A 22,941-nucleotide genomic window follows, 5' to 3' on the forward strand; every position below is an offset into this window, starting at 1 on the left:
TGTAAAACCCGACGCCGCGATTGAGGAGCGAATAATCTCCCGGGTTTGGTTGAAGTAAATCGAGCGGAGGTCGGCGCTGCCACCTAAAGTTGTCTTAACGTCATGAGCGGGTTCGATTAGTATGCCGGTACGGTACGGCCAAACCATATAGAGCCAAGAACGGAGCGCCCTGGGAATGACGACCGAACACGCCCCCACGAACTTTGGCTTTTTGGCCGAGCACGACGCGTTGCTGGCCGAGCTCGCCGCGGCCGCCGAGCGTGCCTTTGCCAACGACCCCAATACCACGCTGATCAAGCTGCGCCAGCTCGGTGAGGCGCTCGCCCAGCATATGGCGGCGGTCTCTGGCATCGAGTTCGACGAGCAAACCAGCCAGGCCGACCTGCTCTACCGCTTGAATCGCGAGCTTGGTTTGGAGCCTCAGGTTAAAGAGCTGTTTCACACCCTGCGCATCGAAGGCAACAAGGCCACGCACCAGTTTCGCACTCAGCACAAGGAGGCGATGGACGGCCTACGCCTCGCCCGGGAGCTGGCGATCTGGTTTCACCGCTCCTTTGGCCAGGCAGGTACGGCGTTCAAGCCCGGCGCCTTCGTGCCACCCCGCGACCCCAGCATCGAGCTGCGCCAACTGCAGGGCGATATAGAACAGCTGCGCCACGAGCTTAAAAGCGCCAATCTGGCGCTGGACAGCAGCCAACAGCTCAGCCAACTGGTCGAAAGGGAGAAGCAGGAGTTCGAAGCACTGGCCTACGCCATGGACGAGGAGGCGCAAACGCTCAGCCAACAGGCCCAGCAAAACGAACGGACGCTGAATGCCCAGCGCCAGGCCTACGAGCAGAAAATTCAGGCGCTCCAGCAAAAGCTCGATGTGCAGAGTGAGCAGCAAAAGAGCCAGCAGCTTCAAAAAGTCGCCACCCAGACCCAAGCCGCCAGCCAGTCGCTGGAGCTCAGCGAAGAGCTCACCCGGCTACTGATCGACAAGCAGCTCAAGGAGGCCGGTTGGGAGGTCGACAGCCAGGAACTCACCTACGCCAAGGGCGCGCGGCCCGAGAAAGGCACCTACCGCGCCATCAGTGAGTGGCCCTGCCGGCCCAGTAGCGGCAAGGCCACCGGCAAGCAGGACCAGGCCGACTACGTGCTGTTTGTGGGGCTGACGCCGATGGCCGTGGTCGAGGCCAAAAAAGAGAACGTCAACGTTGCGGGCAAGATCGACCAGGCCGAGCGCTACAGCAAGGGGTTAAGCATCGCGCCGCCGCTGGTGGGTGCTTGGGCGCTAGCCGGGCGCACCGTTGCCTGGCCCTTTGAGGAAGAGGCCCACTACAAGGTGCCTTTCGTCTACTCCTGCAACGGTCGCCCTTACGTGCCGCAGCTCAAGGAGCAGTCGGGCACCTGGTTTCGCGACGTGCGCGAGCCCAGCAACCTGCGCCGCGCCCTGCCTACCTTTCATACACCCGGCGGCTTGGTGAACCTGCTCGAGCGCGACCGGTGCAACGCCGAGAAGCTGTTGCAAAGCGAACCTTTCGGCTACCTGAACCTGCGCGACTATCAGCAGAAGGCCATTACCGCGACCGAGCAGGCGCTGGCGCACGGGCAGCGCACCGCCCTGCTGGCCATGGCCACCGGCACGGGCAAAACCCGCACCATCATCGGCCTGATGTATCGCTTTTTAAAAACCGAGCGCTTTCACCGCATTCTGTTTTTGGTCGACCGGACGGCGCTTGGCGACCAGGCGGTGGATGCCTTCAACGAAGCGCCGCTCGAGCAGAACCACACGCTCTCGAGCATTTATAACGTCGCCGAGCTGGGCGACAAGGTGGCGGAGCTTGAAACTCGCGTGCAGGTGGCCACCGTGCAGGCCATGGTGAAGCGCATTTTCGCAAGCGACGCCCCACCGCCCATCGACCAGTTCGACTGCATCATCATCGACGAGGCCCACCGCGGCTATACCCTCGACCAGGAGATGACCGAGGGCGAGCTTGCCACCCGCGACCCCGGCCAGTACCTCTCAAGCTACCGCCGCGTGCTGGATTACTTCGACGCGGTCAAAATCGCCCTAACCGCCACCCCGGCACGCCACACCAGCGAGATTTTCGGCAAACCGGTGTACACCTACTCCTACCGGGAAGCGGTGGCGGACGACTGGCTGATCGACCACGAGCCGCCCATCCGCTACGAAACGCTGCTGACCCAGGAGGGCATCCAGTTCGATAAGGGCGCCACCGTCGAGGTGCTCAACCCGCAGACCGGCGAAGTCGACACCGCCGAGCTCGAGGACGAGCTGAGCTTCGAGGTCGAGGCCTTCAACCGCCAGGTCATCGCCCCCGATTTCAACCGGGTGATCTGCGAGCAGCTTGCCAAGGAACTGGACCCGTTCGGCGACGAAAAAACACTGGTTTTCTGCGCCACAGAATCTCACGCCGTTATGGTCAAAAACGCGCTGGATATCGCCTTTAAAGCGCTTTATGGGAAGAGCTACCATCAGGCCGCCGTGGCCAAGATCACCGGCAAGAGCGACAAGGTCAGCCAGCTCATCCGCCGCTATAAAAACGAGCGCTACCCCAACATCGCCGTAACCGTCGACCTTTTAACCACCGGCATCGACGTGCCCCGCATCTGCCATTTGGTGTTCCTGCGCCGGGTGCGTTCGCGCATTCTGTTCGAACAGATGATCGGCCGTGCTACACGGCGCTGCGACGACATCGGCAAGACCGTCTTCACCCTTTACGACCCAGTGGATATCTACGCCGCCCTTGCCGAGGTCAACACCATGCAACCGCTGGTGCGCGACCCAAACATCAGCCTTGCCCAGCTGGTGGGTGAACTCTCTGACCCCCAGCGGCTCGAAAACGCGCTGCAAAGCCCTGGTGACACGCCCAACCAGAGCCAGGCCGATGCGGTGCTCGACCAGCTCGGTCAGAAGGTCATGCGCGTGCTGCGTAAGGCCGAGGCCAAAGCCAAGGGGGAGCAAAAGCCCGCGCTCAAGACGAAACTCGCCGAGCTGCACAGCCAATGGGGCGTCGAGCCCGGCAAGCTCCACGAGCACTTGCAAGCGCTGGGCCCCAGAGAGGCCGCGGCGTTTTTGGCCACGCACCACAACCTCATCAACCAGCTCGCCGAGGTGAAACACCTGGTGGGCAGCGAGCGAATGCCGGTGATTGCCGAGCACGACGACGAGATCCGCGAGCGCAGCCAGAGCTACGGCGTGCACAAGCGCCCGGAGGATTACCTCGACAGCTTCAACACCTTCATCAACGAGCAGCTCAACCACTCCGCCGCCTTGGCGGTCGCTGTCAACGCGCCCCGCGACCTGACCCGCGAACAGCTCAAAGAGGTCAAGCTGCTGCTGGATGGCCAGGGCTACTCCGAGGCCAACCTGCAAAGCGCGGTGCGCAACCAGACCAACCAGGACATCGCCGCCAGCATTATCGGTCACATCCGCCGCGCGGCCCTTGGCGAGCCGCTCAAGCCGTTCCAACAGCGCGTGGCCGAGGCGATGGACACGATCCTCACCCAGCACGCCTGGAACGCCAACCAACGCAAGTGGCTACAGCGCTTGGCCAAGCAACTGGTCCACGAAGTGATTCTCGACCGCGAGGCGGTCAACCAGCTTCCCGCCCTGCCCGGCGGCGCCAAACAGCTGGACAAGGTACTTGATGACCAGTTGGATGGCGTGCTGGAAGAACTTATTGAGGCGATGTGGCCTTCCCGCAGCGCCTAAGCAAGCATGTAGATAGCGTCGACATGGGCTTAACCTGTGTCGATTTTTCGTGGTTTTTTCGACATGGCTCGGGGTTGGGAAGCACGTAAAACATATAATTTTTCCTGCTATTGATACAGGTAAGATTCAACATGCAAAGAAAATCCGTTTTTCTTTGCATATCGATCAGAGCATGTATAGTTTTCTAAACTTTCTATACACAAGCTGAAAAGGAGGCGCTGTGCTGCCCACCCTGCCCCTTGAATCCCTCGAGCAGTGGGAAACCCGCGCCGTGCTAAAAAAAGCAGCGCAAGCCCATCGGTATCTGGCAGAGCTCAAGGGCGTGGCGGCGACCATTCCCAATGAAGAAATTCTGATCAATACCCTCACCCTGCAGGAAGCCCGGCACAGCTCTGAAATCGAAAACATCATCACCACCCAGGATGATCTATACCGGGCGGTCGTCGCCGATGAGGCCAGCATCTCTCCGGAAACCAAGGAAGTTCAGGATTATGCCAGTGCGCTGCGGGCAGGATTCCACAGCGTTCGACAGTCCCGGTTGATGCGCTTGAACGACATTCTACTCATCCAGCAAATGATCGAAAAAAATCGTGCAGGCCTGCGCAAGCTCCCCGGGACAGCCCTCAAAAACCAGGCCACCGGTAAAGTGGTCTATGAGCCGCCTCAGTCGGCTCTGGAAATAGAAGAGCTGATGGCTAACCTGGTGGCCTATATCAACGATGACGAGCTGTGCGACGGTGACCCGCTGGTCAAAATGGCCATCATTCACCACCAGTTCGAGAGCATTCACCCGTTTTACGATGGCAACGGCCGAACCGGGCGCATCATCAACATGCTCTATCTGGTCGCAAACGACCTGCTCGACCTGCCGGTACTTTACCTGAGCCGCTATCTGATCCAGACCAAGGCGAGCTACTACCGAGAGCTGCAGGCCGTACGCGACACTGGCAACTGGGAGCCCTAGCTGCTCTACATACTGGAAGGCGTCATCCAGACCGCCCGTCAAACCGTTGATCTCATCGCTCAGATACGCGACCTGATGCAGCACACCAAACACCGCATGCGTGAAGAATGCCCCAAGATCTACCGACAAGAGCTGCTGAATAATCTGTTCAACCACCCCTATACCAAAATCGATTTCATAATGGAGGATCTGGGTGTTAGCCGCATCACTGCCACCAAATATCTGGATGAGCTGGTTAGCATCGGCTTGCTCGATAAAACCAGGGTCGGCCGCAGCAACTTTTACATCAATACGTCTTTAATGGCGCTCTTCCTCGAGCGTGGATAACCCAACAGGAATTTATTGTGTCCAATAACGACATCGTCCAAAAGCTCTGGAACCTCTGCGACGTGCTGCGCGACGACGGCATCAACTACTCGGACTACGTCACCGAGCTGGTGCTTTTGCTGTTCATCAAGATGGTTCACGAGAACACCGAGGCGGGCACATTAGAGCGCCACCCGCTGCCGGAAGGCTGCCGCTGGACGGACCTGAACAACAAATCCGGCCTTAATCTGCTGGATGACTACAAGCGCATTCTGCTAAGCCTTTCCAGCGGTCGCGATGGCAACGGTGACGTGGTACATGCCGACCCGCTGATCAGTGCGATTTACGCCGACGCCCAGACCCGGCTGCGCGAGCCGCGCCACCTGGAGCAGATGATCAAGGCGCTCGACGGCATCGACTGGTTCAGCGCCCAGGCAGATGGCCTGGGCGATCTCTATGAAGGCCTGCTGGAGAAAAACGCCAACGAGACCAAATCCGGCGCCGGGCAGTACTTCACGCCGCGCCAGTTGATCGACTCGATGGTGCGCTGCGTAAAACCCCAGGCCGGGGAAACCGTGCAGGACCCCTCCGCCGGCACCGCAGGCTTTTTGATCGCCGCCGACCGCTATATCAAGTCCCAGACCGACGATCTGTGGGACCTCACCGCAGCACAGCAAACGTTTCAGAAGAACAAGGCCTTTACCGGCATCGAGCTGGTTCCCGGCACAAGGCGCCTAGCGCTGATGAACTGCCTGCTCCACGGTATGGAGGGCGACGACGAGGGCGTGGTGCACCTGGGCAATGCCCTGGGCCAAGCCGGGGCGAGCCTTGCCAAAGCCGACGTGATCCTCGCCAACCCGCCCTTTGGCACCAGCAAGGGCGGTGACGCGAGCATTACCCGCGACGACCTGACGTTCAAGACCAGCAACAAGCAGCTCGCTTTCTTGCAGCACATCTACCGCAACCTGAAACCCGGCGGCCGCGCCGCGGTGGTGTTGCCGGATAACGTGCTGTTTGAAGCCGGTGTAGGCGCGGATGTGCGCCGCGACCTGATGGACAAGTGCCACTTGCACACGATCCTGCGCCTGCCCACCGGCATCTTCTACGCCCAGGGCGTGAAGACCAACGTGCTGTTCTTCACCAAAGGCGCGGCCGAGGACAAGCACCAGGACACCGGCTGCACCGACTACGTCTGGGTGTATGACCTGCGCACCAACATGCCGAGCTTCGGCAAGCGCACACCGTTCGGTAAACAGCACCTGACCCCGTTCGAGGCGGTGTACGGCGACGACCCCAACGGCCAAAGCCCCCGCCGTGAAGGCGAATGGTCGTTCAACGCCGACGAGATCGCCGTGGATGCCGAGGCGGCTGAGGAAAACCAGGGCGTGAGCGATGACCGCCTCGCCAAATCCCGCTGGCGCTGCTTCTCGCGCGAGTGGATTCGCGACACCAAGGGCGACTCGCTGGACATCAGCTGGCTCAAGGACAAGGACAGCGTCGATGCTAGTGAGCTGCCCGCGCCCGAGGTGTTGGCCGGGGAAGCGATGAGCGAGCTGGTGCAGGCGCTGGGCGAACTGGATGGGTTGATGCGTGAGCTGGGGGCCGAGGACGAGGCTGACGGGCAGCGGGTGTTGTTGAAAGAAATGATGGGTGGAGGGGAATGATGCCTACTACTCCAGCAGAATGGGTGCGGGTAAAAGCGGCAACTGGTTTTAGTCAAATTTCTACAACAGGCAAGAAGGTTAAAACAAAAGACTGTTTAGAAGTCGGCAAATTTCCTGTTATTGATCAAGGGCAAGGTAAAGTCGCAGGTTACGTTGATGATCCTGATAAATTGATCGCCATATCTAAACCGATAATTGTCTTCGGCGATCATACTCGAGCAATAAAGTGGGTCGACTTTGATTTTGTCCCTGGGGCGGATGGCACTAAAGTCCTTCAGCCAGATATGTATCTCTTGCCACGTTTCGCATATTTTCAAATGCGAGCGTTAGAAATACCCGATAAAGGTTACTCACGACATTTTAAATTCTTAAAAGAACTGGACTTTGCAGTTCCCCCCCTCGCCGAACAAAAGGTCATCGCCGATAAGCTCGACACCCTGCTGGCGCAGGTGGACAACACCAAGGCCCGCCTCGAACGCATTCCCGAGATACTCAAACGCTTCCGCCAATCCGTACTTGCGGCGGCGGTGAGTGGGCGGTTGACGGAGGAGTGGCGAGTTGATCGTAGTCTTGATTTTAATTCTTGGAAAAACACTACCTTTGCTGATATCTGTTGCGAGATCACTGTTGGCTATGTGGGAAAGATGGGTGATCGCTATGAAAAAGATGGTGTTCCATTTTTACGTTCTCAAAATGTAAGAGCATTTCATTTTTCGCCAACAAACCTGCTTTATATATCCGAAGAATTCCACCAGAAGATTTATAAATCTAGGCTTGAACAAGGCGACCTTGCAATTGTGCGTTCTGGCGCACCAGGTACGACCTGTGTAATTCCAGAATCGTTAGGTGTCGCTAATTGTTCAGATTTAGTGATTGCAAGACCGGCAGATAAACTGGTTTCAGAGTTTGGATGTATTTTCATGAACTCTGAGATTGCAAAGAAAAATGTGTTAGAAAATCGAGTTGGAGTAGCTCAACAGCACTTCAATGTTGGATCTATGAAAAAGATGCCTATTCATCTGCCATCCATTGAAGAACAAACCGAAATCGTCCGCCGGGTCGATCAGCTCTTCGCCTACGCCGACACCATCGAACGTCAGGTCAATAGCGCCCTCGATCGCGTCAACCAGCTCACCCAGTCGATCCTCGCCAAAGCCTTCCGTGGCGAGCTGACCGCGCAGTGGCGGGACGACAACCCGGAGCTGATCAGCGGCGACAACAGTGCCGAGGCGCTTCTGGCGCGCATCAAGGCGGAGCGCGCCGCGCAGGCGCCAATTAAACGTACAAGGAAGAAGGCGACCGCATGAGCCAAGCAGAGACCACCCCGCCCACGGCCCGGCAGTGGCTTCGCTACTGGCGCAACTCGCTGGCGGATGCAGAGAGCGGGCAAGGCGCTCTGCGCCACAAAGATCTGGATAAAACAGAGCGGCTCGACAGCACGGTATACCGGGAAGGGCGTATACCGATGGACCATCCGGTACTCAAGCGCCTTTTCGAGAATGAGGAGACGTCTACTCAGCTTGTGCAGGTGGTACTGCGACCGGCTGTATACAAGGTGTTGCAGGAACACGGCGCGAAAAAAAGCGCGCTCTATCCCGAGATCATTACGCCATTGATCTGTGGTTTGTGGGTCGCCCGCGACGGCCGCCTGATTCCCGCCGAGCCGCCGGTGATACCCCGCGACCTGCTGGCGCCCCAGGCCGATGACCGGTTCACGCTGGCAAGCGTTGCCGAACAGGACCGCTTCCTGAGCAAGGCCGAGCCGCAAACGTGGTCAAAGAGCGAAGCCCAGACGCTGCTTGAAGATAAAACACGTCAGACACATGACGAGCGCTGGCAGGCCTACTATGACCTGTCGCGCCGCTTGTTCGATCAGCTTTATCCCAAAACCCTTTTGCGAGACGTGTTCGTCAGCGCCGACGAGGCGCGCATTGCCAAGGTCGATGAGCAGTTGGGCGCGGCTGACAAGATCATTGCCCTTTACGACTGGCTCTCGAAAAACGAGCCGACGCTGCCGCTGCTGGAAAACTACGCGCTTTCACGCGTCGAGACGTACCGGCCCTGCGTCGCGCCGTTATCCGGAATGGCGCATCGGCTGGGCCACGCCAACTCGCAGTACCCGCTGGCCATTGCCCAGCGCGACGCGCTGGCGCAGGTCATGGCCATGGAGGAAGGCGAAATACTGGCGGTCAACGGCCCGCCGGGCACGGGCAAGACCACCTTCGTGCTCTCGGCCGTTGCCTCGCTGTGGGTAAAAGCGGCGCTCAATAAAACCGAGCCGCCATTGATCGTCGCCGCTTCGACCAACAATCAGGCCGTCACCAACGTGCTCGAAGCCTTTGCCAAGGATTTCGAGGAAACCGGGGGCGCCTTTGGTAAGCGCTGGCTACCCAAGATTACCAGCTACGGCGGCTACTACTGCGCTTTCAGCAAGGAAGGCGAGGCATCAAAGTCTTACCAGACTCCGTCTTTCTATCGCCACGTTGAATCGCCGGAGTACCTTGATAGTGCCGAGACGGTTTTTCTTCAGCATGCCAGGCAAGCGCTGGATGATGACTCGCTCACGCGCATAGACGCCGTTCGCCAGCAACTTCACCAGCGGCTGACAGAGCGTCAGGCAAGGCTTTCAAAGCTTCAGCAGCACTGGGCGGCTCGGGCCACACTTATCGCTCAGCTTGCTGAAAAGCTCGGTGATCCCCCCGAGGAGGCGCTGGCCCATAAGCAAAACGTACTTACCGGCCTGCAAACAGAATACGATGCCATCAAAGCGGACCTGAAAGCATGGCAGCGCTTTTGCGCTGACGAACCCATGTGGCTGTCGCTCTTTGCCGTGCTGCCACCGGTTGCCAAAAAGCGCCGCCTGCGGCGCGAGCTGTTCATCGATGAGCATTTTAGCGATGACGCCCAACGGTTAATCGAGCAGGCGGGCTCGGCCGGTGCCATTGATGCCACACTGAATGCCTGGTTGGGTAAAAAGCGCGACGTCATCGCGCAAAAAAAAGCGTTTGTCGCCGAGTGCCAGCGGAACTTGCAAGAGATCGAGCAAGCCACGAGAAGGCTTGAAACGGCGTATCAGGCGCTGGGCTTTAGTGCGCTACCCGCCTCGTTCGACACCTTTGATCAGGGGCTGGATACCACGCTACGCTTTCAGCTCTTTCAACTGGCGGTACACTACTGGGAGGCGCGCTGGCTAGAGGATTGCGCCGAGCGCTCGGAGGAGCTTGCAGAGCAGACGGCCAAGGGCAAGGAGAAACCGGGGCTTTCAAAGGTACGCCCTCGTTGGCGCCGCCGCATGATGCTCACACCCTGCATCGTGTCGACGCTGCACTCGCTACCGTCTCACATGACCCACAGCGTATTCGAAGGTGAAGGCCAGTACCGCAATGATTACCTAATCAACGAGATCGATCTGTTGATCGTCGACGAGGCCGGGCAGGTGGCGCCGGATGTGGCGGGTGCTTCCATGGCGCTTGCCAAGCGCATACTGGCGATTGGCGATGTACACCAGATCAAGCCGGTGGCCACGCAGTCGCAGACGGTCGATGTGGGCAATCTTGCGCATCAGGGTCTGCTCAACGCCGTTGAGGAGTACGAAGGGCTACGCGAAGGCGGGCGCTCGGTAGTGGATGGCAGTGTGATGCGTATCGCGCAAACGGCCAGTCGCTACCACTACCTTGAACAGGCCGAGCCGGGCATGTTCCTGCGCGAACATCGACGCTGCTTGGATGACATCATCGCCTACTGCAACGACCTCTGCTATCAGGGCTTGCTACAGCCGTTACGTGATAAACCCGCCACCGATACGGAGCTGCCACCCTTTGGCTACGTGCATGTCGACGGTCGGGCCGAAACCCCGCCCTCCGGGAGCCGCATTAACCGGCTGGAAGCCATCACGATAGCCGAATGGCTGGTAGAGCAGCGCGAGCGGCTGGAAGTGGTGCATGGCAAGCCGCTGGAGCAGATTGTTGGGGTCGTGACGCCCTTCAAGGCTCAGGCCAATCTGATCGAGCAAGAGTGTAAAACCCGGGGTATCACCGTTGGCACGGGTGAGTCTGAAATGACGGTGGGCACGGTGCACGCCTTGCAAGGTGCCGAGCGCCCGATCGTGCTGTTTTCCGGCGTGTATTCGCGACATGACGACGGCAGTTTCATCGACAACGACCCTTCACTGTTGAGCGTCGCGGTATCGCGCGCCAAGGACAGTTTCCTCGTGTTTGGCGATATGGACGTTATTGACGCGGCCCCTAGGGGAACGCCGCGGCATCTATTGGGACGGTATCTGTTCGGCCGTGAAGAAAACGAGCTGCTCTTTACGGCAAGTATCGCACGCCCTGACTTGCTCGAGCTTTGCCGAACGCCACGCATCATCAACGATGCAGAGGAGCACGATAACTGCATAAAAGAGTTGCTTGAAGCCGTTGGTGAACGCCTCGATATGGTTTCGCCCTGGATATCCTACAAGCGCCTGAAAGAAACCGGCTTGCTGGCGGCGCTTAAAAAAGCGGCTATACGGGGCATCGCCATTACGATCTATACCGACTACCGCTTTAATACCGCCAATGGTGATCAGCCGGATTCTCAAAAAAAGGCGCGCTTTGAAAGCTGTTGCGAAGCACTTGCGGAGGACGGCTTGACGGTGAAGGCGGTCAACCGAGTCCATAGTAAACTCGTCATGGTCGACGATCATGTCATGTGTGCAGGTTCTTACAATTGGGCATGCGCGGCGCGGTGGGGTCCGTACAGAAACATGGAAACCTCGGTACTTTATAGCGGTGATCTGAAGGAAGAGTTGAAACTTCAGCGTGAAGCTCTGGATGAGCGCGTCAGAGATCAGCATACAGAAAGTACATGATTAAAATCTCCTTTTCACACAGCGCTGGTGGCAAGTACGGGCAGGGTGCTTTAAGCAACGTTCAGCGTGGCCTCTAACCAGCAAACCGGTTTAATCGGTGCTGATGCTGATAAGGCCCGCCGTTTCTGAAACGACGGACACATGATAAAGCCCCTATAGCAGCCTGGAGCGCTGTTAAAGCAGGCGGGGGCTCGCAAAGCGCTACCCAAACGCCTCCAGCGCCAGATACTCGCCGTTTTGCTCACGGATCTCGCGCCCTTGGGCGTCGACCGTTTCACAAACGGCCTTGAAGTGCGCACGCTCGGCCAGGGCGTTCAGCCACGCCTGCACGTGGGGGTAGCCGCCGAACGAGTAGCCCGTCGCCTTGATCTGGTAGAGCTCGCAGCTAATGGCCAGGTCGGCCAGGGTGGGGTGCTCGCCGCCCAGCAGCGTGGGCGGGTGGCCGGCCTGCGCGTGTCGCGCAAGCTGCGCCTCCAGCACGCCAAGGCCCGGCGCCAGGCCATCCTGCAGCGGTTTCAGCTGGGTGGCCTGAATCTCGCGTTTGAGCATGGGCAGCGTCAGGTGCAGGTTCATGATGGAGTGGAACATGTCGAAGCGACGCACGCCGGTGTGCATCCAGGCAAGCCACTGGTCGATCCGAGCGGAGGCAAGCGCATCTTCATCCCCCGGATACCAGCGCTTGGCGCACTGTCGATCGCTTGCCGTGCGACAAAGGTACTTCATGATCGCCTGGCTTTCGCCGAGGGAGAACGTGTCACCTGCCGATGAGGTCGCCTGCAGGGCGGGGACGGTTTCGAAGGGGTTGATCTCGGCAAACCACGGCGCATGGGTTTCACCACCCGCGAAGTCGATCTCGTGGAAGTCGTACTCGAGGCCCAGCTCGCGGGCTAGAATTTCGACAGCCCGCGAAGGCTGGGAGAGACGATGGGCGTAGAGGGTTATGGGCATGGGCAAAGCTCGTGTCTGCTAAACGGTATAGAGACAGCGTAGTGCACGGGGCGGCCATTGCGAAAACCCGACGCTTTGGGTCAAAAGCGTCGATCACTCAATATTCTGAATCTGCTCCCGCATCTGCTCGATCAATACCTTCAGCTCCACCGCGCAGCGGGTGGTGTCGGCGACCACGGATTTCGACGAGAGCGTGTTGGCTTCGCGGTTGAGCTCCTGCATCAGGAAATCCAGCCGGCGGCCCTGGGGGCCGGGCTCAACAAGCTGGCGGCGTACCTCATCCACGTGGGCCTCCAGGCGGTCGAGCTCTTCGTCCACGTCGGCCTTTTGGGCGACCATGACAAGCTCCGCTTCCAGGCGCTGGGGGTCGAGCTCGGTACGGGCGATTTCCAGGCGCTCGAGCAGCAATGCGCGCTGGCGCTCTAGAATCTGCGGGAGAAAACCGCGCACCAGGCTCACCTGCTCGCTGACCGCATCGAGGCGGCTTTCGATCATCGCGCTGAGCTTTTCGCCTTCGCGGGCGCGGGCGTCGATCAGCTCGTCCAGGGCCTGCTCAAAAAGGGCGTGGGCGGCGGTTTTGATGGCCTCCTGGTCGAGATACGGGGTCTCCATCACGCCGGGGTGATTCAAAAGCGCCAGCGTCGTCGGCGCCGCGGCGCCGGGTACCTGGGCCTGAATGGTCGCGAGCACGTCGGCGATCTCTTTTAGCCGCGCCTGGTTGACCGTGGGCGCCTGAACGTCATCGGCGCTTTCAAAGCGCAGGTTGCACTCTATCTTGCCCCGGGCCAAGCGCTGCCTGAGCGTTTCGCGAAGCGTGGGCTCGAGCTCGCGTAGCGCCTCCGGCAGGCGAAAATGCGGGTCCAGGTAGCGCTGGTTCACGGAGCGAATTTCGATCTGCAGCGTGCCGAAAGCGCTTGCCTGCTCGGTCCGGGCAAAAGCGGTCATACTGTGTACGCAGCGAGTGTTACCCATTGATCAGCTCCTTTGAAAGCGCATTTTCTTCAGTCTACCCGATAGGGGCGGGTTTAACCGTCAGGACGTGTACAATAGACGGCTTTTCCGAGTGATGCGCTTTTGAGCGCGATTGAGAGGTGCTATGCGTCCCGATGTTGTTCGCCCCAGTGGCCGCGAGGCCGACCAGCTGCGCGATATCCGCCTGACCCGCGACTACACCCGCCACGCCGAAGGCTCGGTGCTGGTCGAGTTTGGCGACACCAAAGTGCTGTGTAACGCAAGCGTCGAAGCGGGCGTGCCGCGCTGGCTGCGCGGCAAGCACCAGGGCTGGGTCACCGCCGAGTACGGCATGCTGCCCAGGGCGACCCACTCGCGCAGTGGCCGCGAAGCCAGCCGAGGCAAACAGGGCGGCCGGACGCTGGAAATCCAGCGTTTGATCGGGCGCAGCCTGCGCGCGGCGGTGAATCTGAAGAAGCTTGGCGAGTTCACGATCACCGTGGATTGCGACGTGATCCAGGCCGATGGCGGCACGCGCACCGCGGCGATCACCGGCGGCTGCGTGGCGCTGCTGGACGCGATTCGCTACCTACAGCGTGAGAAAAAGATCAAGGGCGACCCCTTCAAGCAGTTGGTCAGCGCCATCTCGGTAGGTATCTACAAGGGCGTGCCGGTGCTCGATCTCGACTACCCGGAAGACAGCAAGGCGGACACCGACCTGAACGTGGTGATGACCGACACCAACGAGCTGATCGAGGTGCAGGGCACCGCCGAGGCCGAATCCTTCAGCCGCGCCGAACTCAACGCCATGCTGGATTTGGCCGAGAAGGCCGGAGAGGAGCTACGCGAACATCAGCGCGATGCGCTGGGCATTCGCGGATAAGCCATTACGCCGCTATCGAGACGCAAAAGGCCAGCGCTAAGCTGGCCTTTTTGACGGCTACTTGAAAGTGACTACCGGCGCGACGCGGGAAGTCGCTCGGCCTTAAAGGGCCAGGTCGTACTCGACGATCAGCGGGGCGTACTCGGAGAAGGTCGCGTCATAGTCGATCCAGGCGTCGACCACGTGGCGGCGAAAGTTCGGGCCGACCAGCTGGTAGTCGATGCGCCAACCTTCCTGGCGGTCGCGAGGAACCTGCTGGTCGAGTTTCGGCCACCAGGTATACTCACCGGCGTCGCGATTGATCTCGCGGAAGGTGTCGATGAAGCCGGTCGGGCCGAGCACCTGGTCCATCCAGGCGCGCTCTTCCGGGCGAAAGCCCGAGGTGAGCTGGTTGTCGGACCAGTTGGCCAGATCCACGGTTTTATGGGCGACGTGCCAAGTGCCGCAGATGATGTATTCGCGGCGTTTGCGCGACATCTTCGTCAGGTACTCCTGGTACTGCTCCATGAAGGCCTGTTTGGCTTTTTGATCGGAGCCGTCGGGCATCAGGAAGGTAGCGATACTGAAACGGTCGTAGTCCGCCTGCAAAAAGCGCCCTTCGTGGTCGCACTGGGGAAAGCCCAGCCCGTACATGATGGCTTTGGGAATCTTGCGGCAATATAAACCGACACCGGCGAAGCCATCCTCTTCGGCGTCCAAAAAGTAGCCTTCGAAACCTTCCGGATAGAGGATATGGTCGCCCAGCTCAAAGCTCTTGGCTTTGAGGTTCTGCACGCAGACCACGTCGACATCCTGCTGAGCCAGCCAGTCCAGGAAGCCACGGTCGACGGCATCACGTATACCATTGACATTAATGCTGGCAATTTTCATAAATCGTCCCTTTTGCGTCGCTGCTGTATGATACCCGACGTTTAGACGTTTGGGTAAATAGGCAAGCTTAATCAGACTATTTACCTGATCATTAACGGTTACGTTCACTCACATTTTTGCTTAAGAGACCATCGCCGTGACTGCGACTTTAAAACCCTATCAGCGCGACTTCATTGCCTTCGCTATTGAGCAGGGCGTGCTTAAATTCGGCGAGTTCACGCTTAAGTCCGGGCGCGTCAGCCCCTATTTCTTCAACGCAGGTTTGTTCCAAACCGGCCGCGCCTTGGCCAAGCTGGGCCGCTTTTACGCCCAGGCCATCATGGACAGCGACCTCGAGGCCGACGTGCTCTTTGGCCCGGCCTACAAGGGCATTCCACTGGCCGCCGTCACCGCCGCCGCTTTGGCCGACCACCATGACCAGGACATGCCTTACGCGTTCAATCGCAAGGAGGCCAAGGCCCACGGTGAAGGCGGCAATATCGTCGGCGCGCCGCTTGCCGGCAATATTCTGATCATCGACGACGTGATCACGGCGGGCACCGCCATTCGCGAGGTCATGGCGCTGATCGAGGCCGAAAACGCCCACGCCGCCGGGGTGATCATAGCGCTGGACCGCCAGGAGCGCGGCCAGGGCGCGAAGAGTGCCCTACAGGAAGTGAGCGACCAGTACGCCATGCCCGTGGTAAGTATCGTCACTCTCGAGCAAGTACTTGAATATCTCGAAGAGCACGAAGGCGGCGAGATGCTCGCCTACGCCGAGGCGGTACGCGCCTACCGCGACCGCTACGGCGTGGTGGCTTCCCAGGCGCTATAGCGCGCCTTTGTAGCCCTGCTGCCGCCAGGCCTCGAAACTCACCACCGCCACAGCGTTGGACAAATTCAGGCTGCGGTTATTGGGCTGCATGGGGATACGAAGCTTCTGCTCCTCTGCCAGTGCTGCGTGCACCTCGGCCGATAAACCACCGGTTTCCGAGCCGAACAGCAGCACGTCCCCTGGGGCAAACGCCGCCTCGCTGTGCGCTCTTCCCCCTTTGGTCGTAATGGCCCACATGGTGCGCCCGGCCATGGCCTTTGCAAACGCCGCAAAGTCGGCGTGGCGCGTCACGTTGGCCAGATCCCGATAGTCGAGCCCGGCGCGGCGCAGCTTTTTCTCTTCAAGATCAAAGCCCAACGGCTCGATCAGGTGAAGCCGGCAGCCGTTATTGGCGACCAGGCGCATGATGTTGCCCGTATTGGGCGCCATGCGCGGCTCGAACAACGCTACTTCAAACATGACGAGTACCCTTTGGCCTGCACAACGTCGCTCCGGTGGCACGCCCCCGCCGGGTGACGATTTCGCCCAGCGGTGGCGCGGTATTATACAAACTCTTATAGAACTTTGGTCTAATGTTAGAAAAGATTTTTTTGACTCCATTCGACGTATTTATTCACCGGTTTCGCCTTCGACCCGCCGCCCTGTATGATACGGCCAAAGCGTCCCGCTTTCCTGCCAGGTAGTGTCCATGTCCTCTATTTTAAGCCGCATCAAAGGCCTTAATCCGCGCCAGCAAGAGGCTGTTCGGTATATCGATGGCCCCTGCCTGGTCCTTGCCGGGGCGGGGTCGGGCAAAACCAGCGTGATCACCACCAAGATCGCGTATCTGGTGCAGGAGTGCGGGATGAGCGCCCGGCGGATCGCGGCGGTCACCTTCACCAACAAGGCCGCCCGGGAGATGAAAGAGCGCGTGGGCCAGATGCTCAAGGGCAAGGAGGGCCACGGCCTGACCGTGTCGACCTTTCACACCCTGGGCCTCAACATCATTCGCGGCGAGCTCAAGACTCTGGGCTACAAGCCCGGCTTTTCGCTTTTCGACCCGGAAGACGCCAAGGCGCTTTTGCGCGATCTGATGAACAAGGACGCCCAGGTCGACGCCGAGCAGATCAATTCGGTGCAGGGCAAGATTTCCACCTGGAAGAACGACCTGGTACTGCCGGGTCAGGCGCTCTCCCATGCCGAAGACGAAGACGAGCAGTTCGCCGCGCGCGTCTATGAAGCCTACAACCGCCACCTGAAAGCCTACAACGCGGTGGATTTCGACGATCTGATTCTGCTGCCGGTGGTGCTTTTACAAAACGATGCCGAGGCGCTGGCCCGCTGGCGGCGCAAGATCCACTACATGCTGGTGGACGAGTACCAGGACACCAACGTGTCTCAGTACCTGCTGGTGAAGCTGTTGATGGCCGAGTGTGCCACCTTCACGGTGGTCGGCGACGATGACCAGTCGATTTACGCCTGGCGCGGGGCGCGGCCGGAAAACCTGGTGACCCTGGGCGAGGACTTTCCCCGGCTCAACGTCATCAAGCTCGAGCAAAACTACCGCTCCACCGGGACCATTCTGCGTGCGGCGAACACGCTGATTGCCAACAACCCCCACGTTTACGATAAGACCCTTTGGTCGGACATGGGCGACGGCGCGCCGATCCGCGTGGTGGTCAACCGCCACGAAGAGGCCGAGGCCGAGCGCGTGGCCAGCGAAATGCTCACCCGGCGCATCAAGGAGCGTGCCGAGTGGCGCGACTTCGCGGTGCTCTACCGGGGCAACTTCCAGGCCAGGCTTTTGGAGTTGAAGCTTCAGCACTACCAGATTCCCTACAAGCTCTCCGGCGGCACGTCGTTTTTCTCGCGCAACGAGATCAAGGACGCCATGGCCTACCTGCGCCTTTTGATCAACCCGGCTGATGACAACGCTTTTTTGCGCATCGTCAACGTGCCGCGCCGGGAGATCGGCCCGGGCACGCTTGAAAAGCTCGCCAACTACGCCAACGACCAGACCACCGGGCGCAATACCTCGCTTTTTAACGCCTGCCGGGAGCTGGGCCTCGAGCAGGTGCTGCCTACCAAAGCGGTGGAGCGGCTCGCGCGCTTTACCCACTTTATAGAAGGCGTGCGCAAACGCATGGACCAGGGCGATGCCATCGCTGCCATTCGCGATATGCTGCGCGATATGGACTACGAAGCTTGGCTTTATCAAAACGCCAGCGCGCCGACCATCGCCGAGCGGCGCATGGCCAACGTGTGGATTCTAATCGACCAGCTCGAAAAGTCGCTCAACCGCGACCCAGAAGAGGACGACGACTCCACCGCCACAGAAACCGACGGCGTCGAAGCCGCCATTTCGCGGCTGGTGCTGCGCGATATTCTCGAGCAGCAGGCCGAGGAGGACGACTCGGACCGTGTACAGCTTTTGACCATGCACGCCTCCAAAGGCCTCGAGTTTCCTCATGTCTACCTGATGGGGTTGGAAGAGGACTTGCTGCCTCACCGCAACGCCATCGAGGTCGGCACGGTGGAAGAGGAGCGCCGTTTGGCTTACGTGGGCATCACCCGCGCGCGGCGTACGCTGACGATGACGCTCGCTCGCCAGCGTAAGACCTACGGCGAGCTGATGGACTGCCAGCCCAGCCGCTTTTTGGACGAGCTGCCCGCGGAGGATCTCGACTGGGAAGGCCGCGCCGATAAAGAGGACCCGGTTAAAAAGCAGGCGCGTGGCAAGGATGCCATCGCCGGGCTGCGCTCGCTGCTCGACTAGCGGCTTGGGTTATCCACAGCGCCTTCGTTTGATGCGGCTGTGAATAAACGAAGTGAGCTAGCGAGAACGCTCGACCATGAAGTCGACCATCGCCTTGAGCTCGTCGTCGGAAGCGGTGCTCGCACCGCGGGGCGGCATCACCCCTTTACCGGCAATCACGCTTTGATAGAGCACGTCGGGGTCTTTATCCAGGCGCTCGCCCCAGGCGTTGGAATCGCCAAGCGCCGGGGCACCGGCAATGCCGGTGGCGTGGCAGGAGGCGCACCGGGCGCGGGCGTAAAGCGCTTCACCATCGAGTTGGTGGTGGGAAGCGCCCTCTTCGTCGTCAGTGGGGTCGGGGGCTGAGGGCTCGGTTGGCGCTTCGTCTCGTTGCTCCGGCGCCGGCTCCTCCATCACGGGCTCGACCAGATAGAACGTCGCTGCGCGCATTTCGTCGTCGGAAAGATTGGGGTTGCCTCCGCGCGGCGGCATCGCGCCGGCCCCGTCGATGGCGTGGCGTAAAAGTACCTCGAAGCCTTGGGGCAGGCGGGCCTCCCAGGCCTCGCTATCACCGCGAATCGGCGCACTGGCCACCCCGGTTTGGTGGCACGCCATACAAAGCCGGTCGTAGACCGCCTCGCCTTGCGCTCTCAACGCGTCGTTATCAGCCCACACAAAACTTGAGACAACGCTTAATAAAGCCCCTGCCACGCGCTTGAAATTCACTCCGGACCCCCTATAAAACGCGACCGTTAACGTCAAACGCTGGCATCGCGCCCCTTGGTGCGTAGAAGGCGTGATACCAGCGCGTGTAGCGATCCAATCGTAAAGCATCGGCAGAGCGGCGCCTGCCTGGGGCCGCGGGATCAGAAAATGAGGTTAAAGACACCGGTCAGCGTCAAAAGCCCGACAAGAAAAATGAATACGATGATGCCCAGGATAATTTTCATTGCGATTCCTCCATGAGTAGACAGGTATTCCTTAATGGAACGCGCTCAGTATAGAGTAAAAACTCGCGCCATGACGACCTTGTCAAACCCGCTCTTCTGCCCCCTTGCGTCAGCCGGTTCGACCCCTGGGCTCTTCCCGGCGCCATGCGTAGAGCTGCTGGGTGCTATCGCCGCTGAAACCGGCCCGGGTGTAGGCCTGCCAGGCGGGCGTATTGTGCGCATCGACCGTTAGCGTGAGCGTGTGGGCGCCGCCCTGGTGGGTCAGCGCCTTCGCCTGCTCGACAAGCGCCTGGCCCAGCCCCTTGCCGCGCCAGGCCGGAACGATCCCCATCAGTTGCAGCTCCCAGCTCGACGACGTTTGCGGGGCCAGCAGCAAAACGCCGACGGTCTCGCCCTTGTAGATGGCCTGGTACCAATGGCGCGGCGCTGCCGGCGCCTGGGCGTAAAATCCGGCTAATAGGGTCTCCATAGACAGTGCCTCGAGCAGCGCCGGGCAGTCCAGCGACGCTTCGCTAATGGCGCGCAAAAGCGCGAGCTGACGCGCCCGGCTCAGCCCGCCAAAGGGCGCCATGAGAAGAGGCGACGAGGCGGTGTCCGTCGCCGCGCAGGGCGCCCGCAAATGCGCCACCCGGGCGATGCGCTCCATCCCGCTCGCCGCCAGCATCGCCGCCCAGTCGCTTTGCCCACTGCTTAGCATGACGTGGCAAAGATCGAAGCCTTGGCGGCTTACCCACCGATGGACACCGGCGAGTAACGCCTCGGCGGCGCTATTTTGCCGGGCGGGTAGCCAAACCTGGGCGGTGGCGTCGGCCAGCGGCTCTACCCAAAGGGTGGCCTCGATGCGCTCTGCGCGCGTGATGATCCAAAAGCCTTCCCAATTGAGCGGCGGGCCGGCCTGGGCGCGCTCCAAAGAGGCTTTCAGAGCCGACTGCTGTGCCGGGTCATAAAACGCGGCCAGGTGGCTTAGCGCCTCCAACCGTCGATGGGTAGGACAAGGGCCAAGGTAGGAGTGGTCGAAAGCCTCGTGACATGGCATGTTAGGTTTTCCGGCGCGTTGCGATAGCCCCTGAACGAGCCCGCTGTGAATGAAAGGAGTCATCCGCCCCTATGCGTATACTGCTGGTCGAAGACGATCCCAGCCTGGCCTCCGGCATTCGCCTGGCCCTGAAGCCCGAGCACTATACCGTGGACCATCTTAGCGAAGGTACCGCGGCGTTGAACGCCTTGAAAAACGAAGTTTTCGACGCCGTCATTCTGGATTTGGGGCTTCCCCGGCTGGACGGCATGGCGGTGCTGGAAGGTGCCCGCCGCCAGGGCGTCCAGGTACCGGTGCTGGTGCTGACCGCCCGCGACGACGTGGACAGCCGCATTGCCGGGCTCGACGCCGGCGCCGACGACTACCTCACCAAGCCCTTCGAAGTCGAAGAGCTCAAAGCGCGTCTGCGCGCGCTGCTGCGGCGAAGTCAAGGCCAGGTGAGCTCGCAGTTGACCTGCCGGGGCATCGTACTCGACCCGGACACACTTTGCGTGACCTACCAGGGCCAGGAGATTGCGCTCTCGCGTCGCGAGCTGACCCTGTTGCAGGAGTTCATGAGCCACCCCGGCCGCGTATTTACCCGGGATACGCTCGCTCAACTGCTTTACGGCTGGGAGGAGGACGTCGAGAGCAACGCCATCGAAGTGCACGTGCATCACCTGCGCCGCAAACTGTTCAGCGATGCGGTACGCACGGTGCGCGGTATTGGCTACGTAATGGATAAAGCGGCCTCGGGGTCGGCCTCATGAAGTCGCTTCGCCAGCGCACGCTGGGGCTTACGCTGCTGGTGTTCGGGCTCAGCATGCTGGTCATCGGGTTCATCAGCTACCGCTACGCCGCCCAGGAGATCGAAGAGCTTTACGACGCCAGCCTGTCGCAAAACGCGCGCCTGTTGGAGGGCCTGCTGCGCGCGCCGCTGCCCGAGGCCGACCGGGCGGTGCTGTTGGGCAGCCTGGAAGACGCGCTGCGCACGGCCAACGAGGCCCCCGAGCACGCGGCGGGCCACCGCTACGAAAGTCAGCTCGTCTTTCAACTGTGGGAAGCGGATACACTGCTACTGCGCTCTGCCAACGCCCCACAGGCTTCGCTGAATCAGCAGCCCTCCGGCTATTCGTCGCTAGAGCTTGGCGATGCCGAGTGGCGAATTTACGTGCTGGACGTGCCCAACACCGCCCGCCAGGTGGTGGTCGGCGAGCGCGAAGACATGCGCGACGAGCTGATTACCACGGTGGCGCTGCGCACCTTGTTGCCGGACCTTTTGGGCCTGCCGCTATTAACGGTGCTTTTATGGTGGTCGATCGGCTGGGGGTTGGCGCCGCTTTCGCGCATGGCCGAGCAGATCAGAAGCCGCGACCCCAATAATTTGAAGCCGCTGCCGCGCGAGCCGCTGCCGTTTGAACTCGATACCATCGCCGGCGCCCTCAACCGATTGCTCGAACGGGTCAGCCGCCTGCGCGTGCGCGAGAAGCGCTTTATCGCCGACGCCGCCCACGAGCTTCGCACCCCGCTTGCCGTGCTCGACCTTCACGCTCAGAACGCCCTGGCTGCCGATAACGCCCACGACCGCGAAGCGTCGCTGACGCGGCTGCGCGACGGCGTGGCCCGCTCTACCCGCCTGGTCAGCCAACTGCTCACATTGGCGCGGCTGGACCCGGACACCGACGCACACCCGGCCTCGAGGCAGGTCGACGTAGCCATCGAGGCACGCGAAACCCTGGCAAAGCTCTCCCCTCTGGCGGCGAAAGGCGGCCAGCAGCTGCTGCTCAACGCCGACGACCAGGCCCCGTGGCAAATGAACGAGGAGCCCGGCGCGATCGAGACGCTGATCCAGAACCTGGTGGGCAACGCGCTTCAACACGCCCCACAGCAGAGCACCATTACCGTAACGCTCAGCGCCACCGTCGATACGGTCACGATCACCGTCGACGATCAGGGCCCGGGGATTGTGGAAAGCGAGCGGCTGCGCGCGATGGAGCGCTTTCAGCGCGCGGGCCCGGGGGCCGGTGCGGGCCTGGGGCTTTCGATCGTCGAGCGTTTGGTCAAACGCCACGCCGGGCAATTAAGCCTGGAAGACGCCCCCCAGGGTGGGCTTCGCGTGCGCGCCGTGCTGGCCAAAGGCGGCAACGCCGAACCACCATAGCCGTTGGTTATCATGTTGATTAAACAATAATTGGACACCCTTAAGGTTGTGGTAAGGATTCCGTGTAAATCTGAAAGCATAAAGCAGGCGTAACCGCCTGCGCACCCTGAC

Annotated in this window: 17 protein-coding genes; 11 read left to right on the plus strand and 6 right to left on the minus strand. The window is 60.5% G+C overall.

Annotation, left to right across the window (positions count from 1 at the left end; genetic code table 11):
* Window positions 1–175: 175 nt before the first annotated feature.
* The 6 genes from hsdR to ACWFVE_RS16895 all read left to right on the plus strand — a co-directional run bounded on the left by hsdR (window position 176) and on the right by ACWFVE_RS16895 (window position 11,504).
* On the plus strand, window positions 176–3,718 hold the full coding sequence (gene hsdR, locus ACWFVE_RS16870; RefSeq protein ID WP_447530418.1) for a type I restriction-modification system endonuclease: 3,543 nt from the start codon (window positions 176–178) through the stop codon (window positions 3,716–3,718).
* 220 nt (window positions 3,719–3,938) lie between these two features.
* Window positions 3,939–4,682: a Fic family protein gene (locus ACWFVE_RS16875; RefSeq protein WP_447530419.1), complete on the plus strand. Its 744-nt coding sequence runs from the start codon at window positions 3,939–3,941 to the stop codon at window positions 4,680–4,682.
* A 75-nt stretch (window positions 4,683–4,757) separates the two neighbouring features.
* Entirely contained in the window at window positions 4,758–5,009 is a 252-nt protein-coding gene (locus tag ACWFVE_RS16880; RefSeq protein WP_447530420.1) for a hypothetical protein, read from the plus strand.
* A gap of 17 nt (window positions 5,010–5,026) precedes the next feature.
* Window positions 5,027–6,652 carry an N-6 DNA methylase gene (locus ACWFVE_RS16885; protein WP_447530421.1) on the plus strand — a complete coding sequence of 542 codons (1,626 nt, stop codon included), beginning with the start codon at window positions 5,027–5,029 and terminating at the stop codon, window positions 6,650–6,652.
* Window positions 6,652–7,959 (plus strand): restriction endonuclease subunit S, encoded by a 1,308-nt coding sequence (locus tag ACWFVE_RS16890; protein ID WP_447530422.1) that lies wholly within the window; start codon window positions 6,652–6,654, stop codon window positions 7,957–7,959. Before ACWFVE_RS16885 ends, ACWFVE_RS16890 begins: the two co-directional genes overlap by 1 nt.
* Complete coding sequence (locus tag ACWFVE_RS16895; protein ID WP_447530423.1) at window positions 7,956–11,504, plus strand: AAA domain-containing protein; 3,549 nt, start codon at window positions 7,956–7,958, stop codon at window positions 11,502–11,504. Before ACWFVE_RS16890 ends, ACWFVE_RS16895 begins: the two co-directional genes overlap by 4 nt.
* 201 nt (window positions 11,505–11,705) lie before the next feature.
* On the opposite strand, the gene ACWFVE_RS16900 is transcribed toward ACWFVE_RS16895, so the two are convergent.
* Together ACWFVE_RS16900 and ACWFVE_RS16905 are read right to left on the minus strand one after the other, a co-directional pair.
* A complete protein-coding gene (locus ACWFVE_RS16900; protein WP_447530424.1) occupies window positions 11,706–12,452 on the minus strand; it encodes a glutathione S-transferase family protein in 747 nt (248 codons plus the stop codon).
* A 93-nt stretch (window positions 12,453–12,545) separates the two neighbouring features.
* Window positions 12,546–13,424 (minus strand): YicC/YloC family endoribonuclease, encoded by an 879-nt coding sequence (locus ACWFVE_RS16905; protein WP_447530425.1) that lies wholly within the window; start codon window positions 13,422–13,424, stop codon window positions 12,546–12,548.
* 124 nt (window positions 13,425–13,548) lie between these two features.
* Between ACWFVE_RS16905 and rph the strand changes: the two genes are divergently transcribed.
* On the plus strand, window positions 13,549–14,286 hold the full coding sequence (gene rph / locus ACWFVE_RS16910) for a ribonuclease PH (protein ID WP_447530426.1): 738 nt from the start codon (window positions 13,549–13,551) through the stop codon (window positions 14,284–14,286).
* Between the two features lie 102 nt (window positions 14,287–14,388).
* Here rph and ACWFVE_RS16915 read toward each other — a convergent pair whose 3' ends face one another.
* The gene (locus ACWFVE_RS16915; RefSeq protein ID WP_447530427.1) at window positions 14,389–15,156 is read right to left on the minus strand and encodes an exodeoxyribonuclease III; all 768 of its coding nucleotides are present in this window, start codon (window positions 15,154–15,156) and stop codon (window positions 14,389–14,391) included.
* Window positions 15,157–15,292: 136 nt separating this feature from the next.
* Between ACWFVE_RS16915 and pyrE the strand changes: the two genes are divergently transcribed.
* Window positions 15,293–15,970: an orotate phosphoribosyltransferase gene (gene pyrE / locus ACWFVE_RS16920; protein WP_447530428.1), complete on the plus strand. Its 678-nt coding sequence runs from the start codon at window positions 15,293–15,295 to the stop codon at window positions 15,968–15,970.
* On the opposite strand, the gene ACWFVE_RS16925 is transcribed toward pyrE, so the two are convergent.
* Window positions 15,965–16,429 (minus strand): tRNA (cytidine(34)-2'-O)-methyltransferase, encoded by a 465-nt coding sequence (locus ACWFVE_RS16925; RefSeq protein ID WP_447530429.1) that lies wholly within the window; start codon window positions 16,427–16,429, stop codon window positions 15,965–15,967. The genes pyrE and ACWFVE_RS16925 overlap by 6 nt on opposite strands.
* Window positions 16,430–16,658: 229 nt before the next feature.
* Here ACWFVE_RS16925 and rep point away from each other — a divergent pair, with 229 nt between their 5' ends.
* On the plus strand, window positions 16,659–18,725 hold the full coding sequence (gene rep, locus ACWFVE_RS16930; protein ID WP_447530430.1) for a DNA helicase Rep: 2,067 nt from the start codon (window positions 16,659–16,661) through the stop codon (window positions 18,723–18,725).
* A 57-nt stretch (window positions 18,726–18,782) separates the two neighbouring features.
* On the opposite strand, the gene ACWFVE_RS16935 is transcribed toward rep, so the two are convergent.
* Both ACWFVE_RS16935 and ACWFVE_RS16940 read right to left on the minus strand, forming a co-directional pair.
* A complete protein-coding gene (locus ACWFVE_RS16935; RefSeq protein WP_447530431.1) occupies window positions 18,783–19,538 on the minus strand; it encodes a c-type cytochrome in 756 nt (251 codons plus the stop codon).
* 225 nt (window positions 19,539–19,763) lie between these two features.
* Complete coding sequence (locus ACWFVE_RS16940) at window positions 19,764–20,690, minus strand: GNAT family N-acetyltransferase (RefSeq protein ID WP_447530432.1); 927 nt, start codon at window positions 20,688–20,690, stop codon at window positions 19,764–19,766.
* A gap of 71 nt (window positions 20,691–20,761) precedes the next feature.
* On the opposite strand from ACWFVE_RS16940, the gene ACWFVE_RS16945 reads away from it, so the two are divergent.
* Window positions 20,762–21,439 (plus strand): response regulator transcription factor, encoded by a 678-nt coding sequence (locus tag ACWFVE_RS16945; RefSeq protein WP_447530433.1) that lies wholly within the window; start codon window positions 20,762–20,764, stop codon window positions 21,437–21,439.
* The gene (locus tag ACWFVE_RS16950) at window positions 21,436–22,830 is read left to right on the plus strand and encodes an ATP-binding protein (RefSeq protein ID WP_447530434.1); all 1,395 of its coding nucleotides are present in this window, start codon (window positions 21,436–21,438) and stop codon (window positions 22,828–22,830) included. Before ACWFVE_RS16945 ends, ACWFVE_RS16950 begins: the two co-directional genes overlap by 4 nt.
* Window positions 22,831–22,941 lie beyond the last annotated feature (111 nt).

This window comes from Vreelandella mediterranea (assembly GCF_970647075.1).

Excerpts from the sequence above, each read along its gene's own strand:
- ACWFVE_RS16935 (WP_447530431.1), bottom strand. The coding sequence starts at position 19,538 with ATGCTTTACGATTGGATCGCTACACGCGCTGGTATCACGCCTTCTACG.
- ACWFVE_RS16905 (WP_447530425.1), bottom strand. The coding sequence starts at position 13,424 with ATGGGTAACACTCGCTGCGTACACAGTATGACCGCTTTTGCCCGGACC.
- ACWFVE_RS16880 (WP_447530420.1), top strand. The coding sequence starts at position 4,758 with ATGCAGCACACCAAACACCGCATGCGTGAAGAATGCCCCAAGATCTAC.
- ACWFVE_RS16950 (WP_447530434.1), top strand. The coding sequence starts at position 21,436 with ATGAAGTCGCTTCGCCAGCGCACGCTGGGGCTTACGCTGCTGGTGTTC.
- rph (WP_447530426.1), top strand. The coding sequence starts at position 13,549 with ATGCGTCCCGATGTTGTTCGCCCCAGTGGCCGCGAGGCCGACCAGCTG.
- rep (WP_447530430.1), top strand. The coding sequence starts at position 16,659 with ATGTCCTCTATTTTAAGCCGCATCAAAGGCCTTAATCCGCGCCAGCAA.
- hsdR (WP_447530418.1), top strand. The coding sequence starts at position 176 with ATGACGACCGAACACGCCCCCACGAACTTTGGCTTTTTGGCCGAGCAC.
- ACWFVE_RS16915 (WP_447530427.1), bottom strand. The coding sequence starts at position 15,156 with ATGAAAATTGCCAGCATTAATGTCAATGGTATACGTGATGCCGTCGAC.
- ACWFVE_RS16895 (WP_447530423.1), top strand. The coding sequence starts at position 7,956 with ATGAGCCAAGCAGAGACCACCCCGCCCACGGCCCGGCAGTGGCTTCGC.
- ACWFVE_RS16940 (WP_447530432.1), bottom strand. The coding sequence starts at position 20,690 with ATGCCATGTCACGAGGCTTTCGACCACTCCTACCTTGGCCCTTGTCCT.
- ACWFVE_RS16925 (WP_447530429.1), bottom strand. The coding sequence starts at position 16,429 with ATGTTTGAAGTAGCGTTGTTCGAGCCGCGCATGGCGCCCAATACGGGC.
- ACWFVE_RS16890 (WP_447530422.1), top strand. The coding sequence starts at position 6,652 with ATGCCTACTACTCCAGCAGAATGGGTGCGGGTAAAAGCGGCAACTGGT.
- ACWFVE_RS16945 (WP_447530433.1), top strand. The coding sequence starts at position 20,762 with ATGCGTATACTGCTGGTCGAAGACGATCCCAGCCTGGCCTCCGGCATT.
- ACWFVE_RS16900 (WP_447530424.1), bottom strand. The coding sequence starts at position 12,452 with ATGCCCATAACCCTCTACGCCCATCGTCTCTCCCAGCCTTCGCGGGCT.